The sequence below is a fragment of the Psychrobacillus sp. NPDC093180 genome (genome assembly GCF_044754065.1).
In the GTDB taxonomy this organism is placed as follows: Bacteria; Bacillota; Bacilli; order Bacillales_A; family Planococcaceae; genus Psychrobacillus.
In genome coordinates this window covers 56,297-69,002 of the sequence record NZ_JBIVOJ010000012.1, presented here as the reverse complement: position 1 = coordinate 69,002, position 12,706 = coordinate 56,297, and the positions used below count along the sequence as shown (strand labels likewise).

Annotated in this window: 12 protein-coding genes; 10 read left to right on the top strand and 2 right to left on the bottom strand. The window is 37.5% G+C overall.

The window, feature by feature from the left end; translation table 11 throughout:
- Positions 1–4 precede the first annotated feature (4 nt).
- The 4 genes from ACIP9W_RS17480 (at position 5) to ACIP9W_RS17465 (ending at position 3,157) form a co-directional block, all read left to right on the top strand.
- Positions 5–577, top strand: a complete 573-nt coding sequence (locus tag ACIP9W_RS17480; RefSeq protein WP_400791926.1) for a hypothetical protein — start codon at positions 5–7, stop codon at positions 575–577.
- A gap of 97 nt (positions 578–674) precedes the next feature.
- Positions 675–1,538 (top strand): S16 family serine protease, encoded by an 864-nt coding sequence (locus ACIP9W_RS17475; protein ID WP_400791924.1) that lies wholly within the window; start codon positions 675–677, stop codon positions 1,536–1,538.
- Between the two features lie 34 nt (positions 1,539–1,572).
- Positions 1,573–1,986, top strand: coding sequence for a VOC family protein (locus tag ACIP9W_RS17470; protein ID WP_400791922.1), 414 nt, complete (start codon positions 1,573–1,575; stop codon positions 1,984–1,986).
- A 115-nt stretch (positions 1,987–2,101) separates the two neighbouring features.
- Positions 2,102–3,157: a nitric oxide synthase oxygenase gene (locus ACIP9W_RS17465; RefSeq protein WP_400791920.1), complete on the top strand. Its 1,056-nt coding sequence runs from the start codon at positions 2,102–2,104 to the stop codon at positions 3,155–3,157.
- Between the two features lie 40 nt (positions 3,158–3,197).
- Here ACIP9W_RS17465 and ACIP9W_RS17460 read toward each other — a convergent pair whose 3' ends face one another.
- On the bottom strand, positions 3,198–4,400 hold the full coding sequence (locus ACIP9W_RS17460; RefSeq protein ID WP_400791918.1) for a CynX/NimT family MFS transporter: 1,203 nt from the start codon (positions 4,398–4,400) through the stop codon (positions 3,198–3,200).
- Between the two features lie 189 nt (positions 4,401–4,589).
- On the opposite strand from ACIP9W_RS17460, the gene ACIP9W_RS17455 reads away from it, so the two are divergent.
- Genes ACIP9W_RS17455 through ACIP9W_RS17440 form a run of 4 tightly spaced genes read left to right on the top strand, consistent with a single transcriptional unit; the run spans position 4,590 to position 8,184 of the window.
- Positions 4,590–5,384 carry an ABC transporter ATP-binding protein gene (locus tag ACIP9W_RS17455; protein WP_400791916.1) on the top strand — a complete coding sequence of 265 codons (795 nt, stop codon included), beginning with the start codon at positions 4,590–4,592 and terminating at the stop codon, positions 5,382–5,384.
- A complete protein-coding gene (locus tag ACIP9W_RS17450; protein WP_400791913.1) occupies positions 5,377–7,020 on the top strand; it encodes a hypothetical protein in 1,644 nt (547 codons plus the stop codon). Before ACIP9W_RS17455 ends, ACIP9W_RS17450 begins: the two co-directional genes overlap by 8 nt.
- Complete coding sequence (locus ACIP9W_RS17445) at positions 7,017–7,586, top strand: nucleotidyltransferase family protein (protein ID WP_400791910.1); 570 nt, start codon at positions 7,017–7,019, stop codon at positions 7,584–7,586. Before ACIP9W_RS17450 ends, ACIP9W_RS17445 begins: the two co-directional genes overlap by 4 nt.
- Positions 7,587–7,596: 10 nt before the next feature.
- The gene (locus tag ACIP9W_RS17440) at positions 7,597–8,184 is read left to right on the top strand and encodes a hypothetical protein (protein ID WP_400791908.1); all 588 of its coding nucleotides are present in this window, start codon (positions 7,597–7,599) and stop codon (positions 8,182–8,184) included.
- A gap of 46 nt (positions 8,185–8,230) precedes the next feature.
- Here ACIP9W_RS17440 and ACIP9W_RS17435 read toward each other — a convergent pair whose 3' ends face one another.
- On the bottom strand, positions 8,231–8,929 hold the full coding sequence (locus ACIP9W_RS17435) for a glucosamine-6-phosphate deaminase (RefSeq protein ID WP_400791906.1): 699 nt from the start codon (positions 8,927–8,929) through the stop codon (positions 8,231–8,233).
- A 139-nt stretch (positions 8,930–9,068) separates the two neighbouring features.
- Here ACIP9W_RS17435 and cotE point away from each other — a divergent pair, with 139 nt between their 5' ends.
- On the top strand, positions 9,069–9,611 hold the full coding sequence (gene cotE, locus ACIP9W_RS17430) for an outer spore coat protein CotE (protein ID WP_400791904.1): 543 nt from the start codon (positions 9,069–9,071) through the stop codon (positions 9,609–9,611).
- 514 nt (positions 9,612–10,125) lie between these two features.
- Positions 10,126–12,690: a DNA mismatch repair protein MutS gene (gene mutS, locus ACIP9W_RS17425; protein ID WP_400791901.1), complete on the top strand. Its 2,565-nt coding sequence runs from the start codon at positions 10,126–10,128 to the stop codon at positions 12,688–12,690.
- Positions 12,691–12,706: the final 16 nt, after the last annotated feature.

The window sequence follows — 12,706 nt, the reverse complement described above, 5'->3', positions numbered from 1 at the left end:
AAAATTGATTAAGAAAGATTGGGCACTAGGTATATTAGCCATCAGTGGCTTTGTGTATATATCGGTTTTTTTGGGACTTGCTTTATTCATCACTTTCTTTTATTCCACCTATAGCTTATTAAGTCTTTCGGCAGTTCTATTGCCATTAATTTTACTTCTAGTAGTATTATTTGTTCTTTGGAAACGTAGTTATTTGTCGAATGAGCGAAAAGGTAATTTTCTTTTACTTGTTACTGCAATTCTGTGTTTTATTCCAGCTCTTATTTTAGTAGGTATGTTAGGGAAAAATGAAGAAAAGTTAAACTTTACGATAGAAAAATGGGTGAATCAACCGGATGACCGAGTGTATTTTGTCTATGATTTTTTAGATGAATATGAAATGGTGGGTAAGTCAAAAGAAGACATTCAAAAACTTTTAGGAGCACCAGATGAAGATTATTTTTACACTACAACTGAAAGTGTGATTTCTTATTTTCTTGGACCTGAGGTAGGGTGGATTAGTATGGATGGCACGTACTTAGTCATTTGGTTTGATGATGAAAACAAAGCGGTAGATTATCAGGTAGAAACACATTGATTTTGAGCGATTAAATTGAAAAGATAGCTAGATAATAGTTTTACAAAAAGAAAGGGGAGAAGAAATCATTATTAATAGAAGCAGTATAGCTTACGTTGTGACTGGTTTGTTTTCATTTCTTTATTACTCTCTATTATTAATCCTACATCTCCAAGATTTAATCGGTGGAGTTACATTTCTATTTTTCCTATTGCTGAGCTTACTTATCTTATTAATCACTCGCATTGTGCTTCGGAAAAAAAGTTATAAACGAAAAATTACTGTTGCTGCTTGGATGATTCTTTTGTTGTTTTGTTTTGAATTTCTGCTTATTTTTTATGAGGGTTATACGCATCGGGTTTCCTTTTATGTCGAGCCGGAAACTGTGTACGTAAATTCAGGAATATATTTGATAGGTGTAAATAAGATAGATTTTGAGAATATGGAGAGTAAAAAATCAGTAGAGGAACTTTTAAATAAACAAAATGCGGAATATTTGGATATTCACGAAATTACGAATCGAGAACTTTATGGAAGTAAAAATCGAAAATTATTAGAGTTGCTAAATCTCAGAAAGAATAGTGGAGAACGATTACGAGAAAATGTATATCAATACTTAGGACATGAAGATCCATATTTAAACAAGTTTATCAATCGGGATCATACAGATTCGAATAGTGCAGAGTTAGGTCTAGCGCTAACTGGACTCTTTATCGAAGGGGACTTTCAAAATAATTTAAATTTTGCGGTTACTGGGTCAATTAACAAAACAGGAGATGTACTGAAGGTAAGTGGCATCAAAGAAAAAATACACATCGCTGAAATTTCGGGTTTTTCCTATATGATCATACCGAGCGAAAATGCGGAGGAAGCAGCAAAAATTCAACAGGAGCATCACAAGGAAATTCAAATTTTTGATGTTTCTCATATAGATGAAGCAATTCAACTGATTAATGAGTTGAACGATAAATATATTCAATAACAACATTACTTTTATTTTGGAAAGAGGGATAGCAATGGGTGAGAATTTATTAAGAGTAGGAACTATTTATATTCCAGTAACTAATGTTAAAAGTGCGTCAGAATGGTATGTGAACAAATTAGGAGCAGAGTTGAGCTATCAAGACGAGGACAAAGCCATTCTGAACTTCGCCAATCAAAGTTTTTTTCTGGTGAAGTCAAATGATAATCAAAGCTCTAATTTTGTTGATATGAACGGAGAGGAACGATTCTCCATGACGTTTGAAGTGAATGGATTGCTTGCATTAGAGAATATACACAAAGACTTTATAGATAAACAGATTCAAGTTGGAGAAATAGAAAACAGAGGACATGCAGGTAGGAATTTTGTTTTCTATGATTTAGATGGAAACAAATTTGATGTGTGGAGTGAACTAAGCCCCATATTCAAAGAAAAATATCTTACTTGAGAAACAAGTAAACCTAGTCCTGTCATAAATCCCTCACAACTTCCGATGGATTGGCACTTGTATGTGGCGCATCGTTTCTTCTATGATGGAGGAAGACAGCAGGAGGGATTTTGACATGCTCAATGAAGCGAAAAATTTTATCCAAACGTATTATGAGGAAACGGGTCGATCGGAGCAAGAACTGGAGGCTCGTTTAATAGAAGTAGAACAACAAATTTTAACACAGGGTTCCTATGAACAAACACTAGATGAGCTCTCATACGGAGCTAAAATGGCTTGGCGCAATAGCAATAAATGCATTGGTCGACTCTTTTGGCAAAGCTTGCATGTGCTAGATAAAAGAGATTTACATACAGAGGAGTCCATTTTTGAAGCGCTTCTTGCGCATATAGAATACGCAACGAACAATGGCAGAATTCGTCCAACTATTACGGTATTTTCTGCTCATGATATTCGCATATGGAATCATCAATTAATCCGTTATGCAGGTTACGAAACAGAGAATGGCATAATTGGAGATCCTGATTCCGTAAAGTTTACAAGAGTTTGTGAGAATCTCGGGTGGAGAGGAAATAATGGACCATTTGATGTGCTGCCTCTTATTATTCAACTAAAAGACAATCCACCAAAACTATTTGAGATACCAAAAACATCTGTTCTAGAAGTTCCTATTCGACATCCAGAATTCAACTGGTTTGCGGATTTGGGGCTGAAATGGTATGCCGTTCCGATGATTTCAAGTATGAAGCTGGAAGTAGGCGGAATTACTTATGTGGCCGCTCCCTTTAACGGTTGGTATATGGGAACTGAAATTGGGGCACGTAATCTAGCGGATGACAATCGCTATAATATGCTGCCGACCATTGCGGAATCTATGGGATTGAATACGAGATCCAACGCATCTTTATGGAAAGACCGAGCATTAGTAGAATTGAATGCAGCTGTTTTATATTCGTATAAAGAAGATGGGGTGAGTATCGTTGATCACCATACTGCAGCACAGCAATTTAAGCGCTTTGAGGCAAATGAAATCGAAGCAGGACGGGATGTAACAGGTAACTGGAGCTGGCTAATTCCTCCGTTATCTCCCGCTACGACTCATATTTTTCATAAACCTTATCCAAATGAAAAGAAAACGCCCAATTATTTTTACCAAAAAGACCCTTATTAAAAAAGAGGAATCAGCTAACGCAAAAGCTGATTCCTCTTTTTTATTCAACTCTTGAAACAAATCCTTCTTTTCCAGCATGCATCCCAGAAACAAATAACAATATCGTAGCCACCATAAACAAAATAATAGGCACAGACCAACTTGCCGTCACATCGTGTAAATAACCGAATAGTACGGGACCAATTGCTGCGAGCAGATAGCCGAACGATTGCGCTGTTCCTGATAGTTCTGCTGCTTCCATCGGGGTATGTGTGCGAAGGGAGAACAACATCATCGCCAAACTAAAGGAGGAGCCTCCAGCTAAACCAAGGAATATCATCCATAAGACGGTAAAAGAAGCATTTCCATATAGAAGCCCTCCAAAACCGATCAAATAGAGCACTGTAAATAATGCCACTAATAATCGTTGATCCTTCATACGTCCCGCAAGAATTGGTGTGATAAACGTTAGCGGTAATTGTGCAAATTGCATGAGCGATAACATCCAACCGGCCTTATCCGCACTTATTCCTTGGGATTGAAGGATTTCAGGAAGCCACGCTGCAGTCGTATAAAAAATAAGCGATTGCAGTCCCATACAAAGCGTAACCGTCCATGTTATTGGATTGTATAAAATAGATTTTGACCTAGAAGAGGCAAGGGACTCCGTTTTCTCCGCTATTCTTTTGGAATTTTTTATTTGTGGCAACCAAATGAGCGCAGCGATAACGGATAATATTGCCCAACAGCCAAGAGCCCCTTGCCAACCAAGTGTTGTATTCTCAGCTATTGGGTAACTAATACCTGCTCCAATGCTCGCAGAGAAGTTCATCGATAATGTAAAAGTCGCTGTCATTAAACCCACTTGTAATGGAAACTTTAGCTTGATCAGACTCGGTAATAATACATTGCCAAATGCAATGGAAGTGCCTATTAAAGCTGTACCGATTAGCAGTAAAGGCGTGTTTCCTAAAGACCGGACGATAATTCCGAAAGCTAATAAAAGGATGGAGAAGAATAAAGTTAACTCAATCCCGAAACGTCTAGCTATCTTAGGGGCAACCGGTGAAATAATCGCAAACGCAATCAGTGGGATTGTTGTGATAAAACCTGCTAATACATTGGAAATAGCTAGCCCGTCTTTAATATAAGCAATAATAGGTCCTACGGAAGTAAGCGGAGACCGAAGTGTTGTTGCGATGAAAATAATACCTAATATAAGCAATAGAATGGCCGTTTTATTCTTTTCATTCCTCGTTTGCAAATGTATTAGCTCCTTCTTTCGTATTTTTCTTTAGCCTATCACTTTCAGAAAGCAAGATTCAATAACCGGGAGAATATAATTTTAGTAGTTTGAATATTCTTTTCCTTTATCTAATATTTTAGTAGTATAATTAACAGTATATAGGAAAAATGGTAAGTATATAACGAATGAAATGATGGGAGTTTTTAGATGAATAAAGAAAAGGTTTTATCCTTAAGTAATGTAACCATGCGTTTTGGTGCTAAACAAGTATTAAACGGAATCAATCTAGAAGTGTATCAGGGTCAAATCATCGGATATATTGGACCAAATGGTGCGGGAAAAAGCACCACCGTTAAAATTATGCTTGGATTAATAGAGGGTTACCAGGGGAAAATTGAAATCTTCGGGGAAGATATTGGGAAAGGAGACGTTGCATATAAACGGAAAATCGGCTATGTTCCAGAAACTGCGGAGCTTTATGATAATCTTTCAGCAAGCGAGTATTTAACCTTTACGGGGGAGCTATATGGTTTAACTACAAAAGAAGCGGAAAGTAAAGCCTATCAATTGATGAAAGAATTTGGTTTAGAGCAGGTATTCCATCAGCGACTGTCTTCTTTTTCGAAAGGAATGAGGCAAAAAGTTCTGATCATTTCTAGCTTATTGCATGATCCAGATCTATTATTTTTTGATGAACCGCTGAGCGGCTTGGATGCAAATAGTGTCATGATTATTAAAGAAATTCTCGATCAGCTAGCAGCGCGTGGAAAGACGATTTTTTATTCCTCTCATATTATGGACGTCGTCGAGAAAATAAGTAACCGAATTATTTTGCTTGTAGAAGGAAGAGTAGTGGCAGATGGTACATTTGAGGAATTACAAGCACAAAGCAAAGAAGGAACATTAGAAGCTATTTTCAACCAAATCACAGGATTCTCAGAGCATAAAGAGATTGCAGAAAATTTTGTGGAAATTGTAAGTGGAGGAAATGGTCATGGATGATTTTACCTCGCTTCGTGTTTTGGATCGCTTTAAATGGCTATTTCAAAAATTACATATAGACTATGCAGTAATGCGTAAAATTTTGCAGTTAAAGCTAACGATGGATGGCAGACGTATGCCTACTGTTTTTAATGGTTCTCGGGTGAAAAAGGAAGGAAATCAGTTCAAAAAATCTTTGTGGATGTACGGTTTTTATGGCTTATTATTATTGACTCCGTTTTTATTTTTCAGTGATCAATTTATTTTCTTTATGAGTATTTTGTTTAGTGTTTTGATGTTTATTGTGATGACGTCCATGGTGTCTGACTTTTCTGCTGTCCTGCTTGATATTCGAGATAAGAGCATTCTTCACTCGAAACCGATCAGCCCTCGGACATTGAATGCTGCAAAAGTGGTACATATACTCATCTACATGTTTATGTTAACGGGTTCGTTTGTCGTGATTCCACTCATCGTGAGTATTTTTAAGCATGGAATTGTATTTGCCATTCTATTTCTCTTGGATATTATACTGATTAGTTGTTTAGTAGTTGTGTTGACTGCATTTGTTTATTTATTCATCTTACGTTTTTTTAGTGGAGAAAAGCTAAAGGACATGATTAATTATGTCCAAATTATTTTGTCTGTAGCAATCATGGTTAGCTATCAGCTGGTTGCTCGAGTGTTTGAAATCGTCAATTTTGATATTACCTACACTTTTGCCTGGTGGCATTTTTTCTTACCGCCATTATGGTATAGTGCGACATTTGAATTAATTTTAAATAGCAATTTTTCGAGTCCTATCATTATTTTTTCAGGGTTGGCTATATTAGGACCATTTGTATCCATCCTGTTATATATTCGCCTAATGCCCGCTTTTGAACGAAATTTAGCCAAATTATTAAGTGATTCTAAAAGAAATAGGAAGAAATGGCTTGGGGTCCATCGGTTTTGGGCAAGGGTATTATGTAGGTCCAAAGAGGAGCGTACGTTTTACTTGTTTGCTTCTTTAATGATGAAGCAAGAACGTGAGCTTAAGCTGAAAGTCTATCCACAGATTGGTTTTGCGCTCATTATTCCGTTTGTATTTATTTATAATAATTTTCGCAGTAGTTCCTTTGAGGAAATGAGTAATGGAAATATGTTTTTGGTCATTTATTTTGCATTATCGATGCTTCCAACCATCGTTCCTATGCTCAAATTTTCTGAGAAATATAAAGCACAGTGGATTTATGGGGTTGCGCCTATCCACAGTAAGTTTTCCATTTATAGTGGAACGTTGAAAGCTTGTCTGATCCAGTATTTTATACCAGTCTATTTATTGCTAAGTGTCTTGTTTATATGGATTTTCTCTATTCGTATTATAGATGATTTAATCGTAGTACTACTTACAGCGATTGCGGTGACCCTTATTTCCTATCGATTATTTGATGCAGAAGATTATCCGTTTTCTCAATCCCATGAATTTATGCAGGAAATGAGCACATTTAAAGTATTGGCTGGCGTATTAGTCGTTGGGGTGTTTGTGCTTGTTCATCTAATTTTTACGAAAATTCCGTTTGGTTTACTTATCTATATAGTACTGTTAGCTATTGGTATTTTAATAGGTTGGAAAAAAGTATTCCCAAGAAGGATGAAAGTAGGGTCTAGCAGTTGAATATTCCGAATGAAGAAGAGTTGATTAGAATAATTGAAGAAGACGAGTGGATGATGTCCTTATTAAGAGCTACGAAAGTATTAAACCTACCGGATTGGTGGATTTGTGCTGGCTTTGTAAGATCTAAAATATGGGATATACTGCATGGTTTTGAAGAACGGACTCCACTAACAGATATAGATGTTATCTATTTTGATCCAACCAATAGTAACGAGGATGAAGAAAAAAAGCTAGAAGAACATTTAAGGAATCTGGTGCCAAATATCCCTTGGTCTGTAAAAAATCAAGCAAGGATGCATGTGATAAATGGATTTCCACCTTATACAACTGCGACAGAAGGTATAGCCAATTTTCCGGAGACGGCAACGGCTTTAGGGCTGAAATTAGACGATCAAGATAAAGTGATCTTAACCGCTCCGCACGGGATAACGGACGTTGTTCATCTACAAGTAAAACCTACGCCGCTTTTTTTGACTACTGAGGAGTTAAATGCTGTATATAAAGGACGCGTGCAGAAAAAGGATTGGAAGAAGACTTGGTCTATGTTGGAAATTTTTCGAAGTTAGGGGAGACTATATGAAGAAAGTGTTGTTAGGTTTTGTTGTTTTGCTTTTACTATTTCTAGGAGCCTGTACCAATAAAACAACCTTAAACAATGCTTTAACTGAGGTTCAGCTAACAGATAGAGAAAAATTTTTGCCTTCCTCAACCAGTGAACAGTCATTTGTATTCGATTTTCAGGCAGATAAAAAATACAAACAAATATCCGTATGGGTGGATCAGTATGCATTAGGAAAATTAGTAGGAGAAAAGATCAATCGGTTAACGATGGATATCGAAGAAAAAGGGAAACTTATTTTTACTGCTGCGCAAAATGTGGGAGAAGAAAAGGTGAAATTCAATATAGGTGTTCAGTCAAAGAGTGCTAGTGGAAGTAATAGCATAACCCTGCTAGAGAAAATGACTAGCCAAAGCACATGGGGCAGCAACCCATCAGAAGAAATACCGATTGACGGGATTATAGTTTTAGCATCTATTAGTAGCTCGAATGGACATAGCATGAGCTCGCTTTCTCCAGCGTTTTATACGGATTTCGATAATCACTTAGGTGAGATTGCCGATTATGATGTAGTGTATGTATTGAAAACTGAATTTCTAGAGTAGTAGACACAAATAAAGGACTTCCTGCTGACATAGGAAGTCCTTTCGTTTATTTAATATCCGTAATAATCGTCACATGCGGATGTTTTTTCAAAATCGTGATTGGCCATTCTTCCGTAATGGTATCCCCGAGTAAGGCTTCGATCGCAGGGCGTTTCTTTTCTCCAAATGCCAATAAAATGATTTTTTTCGCCTTCATAATAGAAGCAATCCCCATCGTAAAAGCAGTGTTTGGAATTTCCTCTTCATCCCCAAAGTATTGACTGTTAACGCCAAGCGTTGAATCTGTCAAATTCGCAACATGCGTTATCGAATCAAAAGAAGTACCTGGTTCATTAAATGCAATATGTCCATTTTCTCCGACACCTAAAAACTGAATATCTAATGGGTGCTCATTTAATTGGTTTTCATAACGGGCGCATTCTGCCTCTAAATCAAGCGCTTTTCCGTTTGGAATATTCGTTTCTTTAAATGGTTTGTGCCCAAATAAATGCTCTTGCATAAAATAAGCATAGCTATTGATATTTGTTGGCTCTAAACCTATATATTCATCTAAATTAAACGCAATAACTTCGGAAAAGTCCAAAGATGATTCTGTTAGTCTCTTATAAATAGGAATCATTGTGCTCCCAGTTGCTAAGCCTAATACGTGCAAAGTGTTCGCTTTTAAATCTTTTTCAAGCTTTTCTTGCACGATTGTAGCAGCCTCTTGTTGATCGGCTACATGAATTACTTCAAAAAACGCCATTGTATAACCTCACTCTTCCTTTATTATCCTATAATTGTATGCTGATTCTATTAAAAGGTCAATGAATTATCAAAAGCGAATGAACCGATTGGGCATAATGCGCATATGATGTTATGACTTGAATACAAGGAGGAAAAACATGAAACACATGCGACAAATTGTAACGAAAGCGGTAGTAGCTAAAGGGAAAAAAAGAACGGAATCTCGTGAAATCCTTTGTCCGCCAAATACTCCATCTAGCATATTAGGATGCTGGGTAATCAATCATTCTTGCCAATCCAAAAAGTACGGTAGATACGTAGAAGTAACGGGGAAATTTGACATAAACGTATGGTATGCACATCATGATCATTCAAAAACGTCTGTTTTTACAGAAACAATTCAATATAAAGACCGCATTAAATTACATTTCCGTGACAGAGATTCGACTGGAGAAGAAGTGCATCTTCGTGTTCTTCAACAACCAAATTGTACAGAAGCGATCATTATTGAAAAAGGTACGAAATTCCAAGTGACAGTAGAACGCGAGCTACTTGCAGAAGTAGTGGGAGAAACGACTATCTACATCCAAGTGCAAGAAGATGAGGTAGAAGAAGAATGGGTATTCGGTGAAGAAAGCTCTTCTGTTGCAGCGGTACCTGCTAACTTGCCTAGTGAATCCGAAGATTCTTCATCACTTTAACAAGCCGGTAAGAAATTCCGGCTTTTTTTTATTTGAGAAAATAACCAGGTGACTACTATTTTTGGAGATGGTTGCTTTGGCTTGTAATTTAGTCGCTCAAGGGAGAGAAATGGTTGCTTTCATAGCAATTTGGTTGATCTCATGGCAGAATTCGTTGCTTTCACGGAACATTCTGTTGCTCATCGCCATTTACTGGAAACGCACTTACCTAAAATATAGCTTTCTTGAGATGTAACCGTGCAATCGTCGGCTCTAATCGCGCATAAATCATCGCTACCCGAGCAAAGCCGCTGTTGGCGAGCAATGACTGTCTTTAATCGAGCAATCGTCAGCTCTAATCGCGCATAAATGGTCGTTAACCGAGCAAAGCCGCTGCTGGCGAGCAATGATTGTCGTTAACCGAGCAATCGTCGTCCCCAACTGGAGATTTGGCCAATATTCATTAGGAGAAGCGCTCAGTCCTTTGATTTGTTATAATAAAATAGAAAGTTTTTTGTAGAGAGAAGGGCAATTGATGACAACAGTTACACCAATGATGCAACAATATATAAAAATAAAAGATGAATATATAGATGCTTTTTTATTTTTTCGATTAGGAGACTTTTACGAACTGTTTAATGATGATGCGATTAAAGCAGCGGCTATTTTGGAAATTACCCTGACTAGCCGAAAAGATGGCATCCCAATGTGTGGCGTGCCTCATCATTCTGCACAGGGCTATATTGAAACCCTTATTAGCAAAGGGCATAAGGTAGCTATTTGTGAGCAAGTCGAAGATCCAAAACAGGCAAAGGGCGTAGTAAAAAGAGAAGTAGTTCAATTAATCACGCCTGGTACGATTATTGAAGGGAAAGGCATGCAGCACAAGACGAACTATTTTATCGCTTCAGCAGATGTAGTTTCTCCAAATGAAGTGTCTTTTTCGTATTTAGATGTTTCAACAGGGGACGGATTTACAACAATCCTTCATGGGGATGAAAAAGAAGTCGTACAAGAAATTCTAGCTATTCAAGCAAAAGAATTGATCGTGAGTGAACAGATGTACGTACTCATCAATGATTTATCTGCGATTCACGACTTTACTTTATCTATTGAAAAAGACGAATCGAATGAACAATCGATTGAAAAATATGTACCTAATCATCCACCGGAAACACATCGCACAGTCAAACGATTACTACAGTACATTCAAAAAACGCAAATGCGTTCCCTTTTACATATTCAACCCTTTACCTTTTTGCGTAGAGATTCCTTTTTAGCAATTGACTATCATTCCAAACGAAATTTAGAGCTTATATCTTCTATTCGAAATGCAGATCAAAAAGGGACTTTGCTATGGTTGCTGGACGAAACCGTTACGGCAATGGGGGGACGAAAGCTAAAGCAATGGATTCACCAGCCACTTGCGGATAAATATGCAATTGAAAACCGTTTGGCGATTGTCACAAGCTTTCTAGAAGACTTTATGTTACGAGAAGAAATAAAAGAAGCGTTTAAAGAAGTATATGATTTAGAACGATTAGTGGGAAGAATCGGGTTTGGAAGTGCAGGAGGGAGAGACCTTGCACAGCTTAGACAGTCTTTATCTAAAATTCCTTCTATTAAAGAGCAATTAGTGCAAGCAGACAAAAAAGCATTAAACGATCTTGGACAGGCGATAGAGGATTGTCAGGATATTTGGAGTAAATTAGAAGAGGCGATCCATGAAAATCCGCCGATTTCCGTAAAAGACGGCGGCGTCCTAAAAGATGGCTATAACGAACGATTAGATCAGCTTAGAGATGCTTCTGTGAATGGGAAAAGATGGATTGCAGAATTAGAACAAAAAGAGCGAGAACTAACTGGTGCAAAAAACTTGAAAATAGGCTATAACCGCATATTCGGCTATTATATTGAGCTGACGAAATCGAATATTCAGTTTGCGGATGAAGCACGATATGTACGCAAACAAACACTGGCAAATGCGGAACGCTATATTACAGATGAGTTAAAAGAAAAAGAATCACTCATTCTTTCGGCAGAAGAAGAAAGTTTGGTACTAGAATATGATTTATTTACCCAATTAAGAGAAGAGATTAAAGCATATATTCCTCGAGTACAGAAGCTAGCCAAACAAATTAGTGAGTTAGACGTGTATATTTCTTTTGCACAAGTAGCTGAAAAATATCGTTTGACGAAACCGACATTTCACGATACGAATGCGATGATTATTAAAGAGGGAAGACATCCGGTCGTGGAGAAAATGATGAACAATCAATTATATGTGCCAAATGATTGTCTCTTAACGGAAGAGGAAAATATGCTGCTAATTACAGGGCCTAATATGTCGGGTAAAAGTACGTTTATGCGACAAATTGCCATTACCGTTATTATGGCTCAAATTGGCTGCTACGTGCCGGCGGAATCAGCAGAATTACCGATCGTTGATAAAATCTTCACGCGAATCGGAGCGGCAGATGATTTAGCTGGTGGACAGAGTACATTTATGATTGAGATGATGGAATCTCAGCATGCGATTATGAATGCAACTAGTAGGAGTTTACTTCTTTTTGATGAAATTGGGCGCGGAACATCGACTTATGACGGGATGAGTCTAGCGCAGGCAATGATGGAATATATTCATGATCATATTGGGGCGAATACGTTATTTTCCACCCATTATCATGAGTTAACCGATTTAGAAAAAACGTTAGCAAAACTGCGTAATGTGCATGTAGCAGCAACCGAAAAAGATGGGAAAGTCGTGTTTCTGCACAAATTAAAAAATGGCCCAGCTGATAAAAGCTATGGAATCCATGTAGCAGAACTGGCACAATTACCGGAAGAAATTATTGAGCGTGCGAGAGAAATATTGGATACCTTCGAGCAGCAAGAGAAAAAAGAATCAACCGCTGCTCCTGCAGTTCAAGAACAACAATTATCGTTCTTTGATGAACAACCGGTAAAGCAAACGAAAACGCAAGTAGTAAATAGTTCATCAGAAAAAGTAATGAAGAAGCTGAAAAAGATCAATATTTCCGGAACAACGCCACTTGCTGCATTGCAAATACTATACGAGCTGCAAAGTGAGTTAGACTAAAAAAGTAGGTGAAGAA

Bases quoted from the DNA above. Each gene is read 5' to 3' on its own strand.
- cotE (WP_400791904.1), top strand. From the start codon at position 9,069: ATGAAACACATGCGACAAATTGTAACGAAAGCGGTAGTAGCTAAAGGG.
- ACIP9W_RS17455 (WP_400791916.1), top strand. From the start codon at position 4,590: ATGAATAAAGAAAAGGTTTTATCCTTAAGTAATGTAACCATGCGTTTT.
- ACIP9W_RS17435 (WP_400791906.1), bottom strand. From the start codon at position 8,929: ATGGCGTTTTTTGAAGTAATTCATGTAGCCGATCAACAAGAGGCTGCT.
- ACIP9W_RS17450 (WP_400791913.1), top strand. From the start codon at position 5,377: ATGGATGATTTTACCTCGCTTCGTGTTTTGGATCGCTTTAAATGGCTA.
- ACIP9W_RS17440 (WP_400791908.1), top strand. From the start codon at position 7,597: ATGAAGAAAGTGTTGTTAGGTTTTGTTGTTTTGCTTTTACTATTTCTA.
- mutS (WP_400791901.1), top strand. From the start codon at position 10,126: ATGACAACAGTTACACCAATGATGCAACAATATATAAAAATAAAAGAT.
- ACIP9W_RS17470 (WP_400791922.1), top strand. From the start codon at position 1,573: ATGGGTGAGAATTTATTAAGAGTAGGAACTATTTATATTCCAGTAACT.
- ACIP9W_RS17465 (WP_400791920.1), top strand. From the start codon at position 2,102: ATGCTCAATGAAGCGAAAAATTTTATCCAAACGTATTATGAGGAAACG.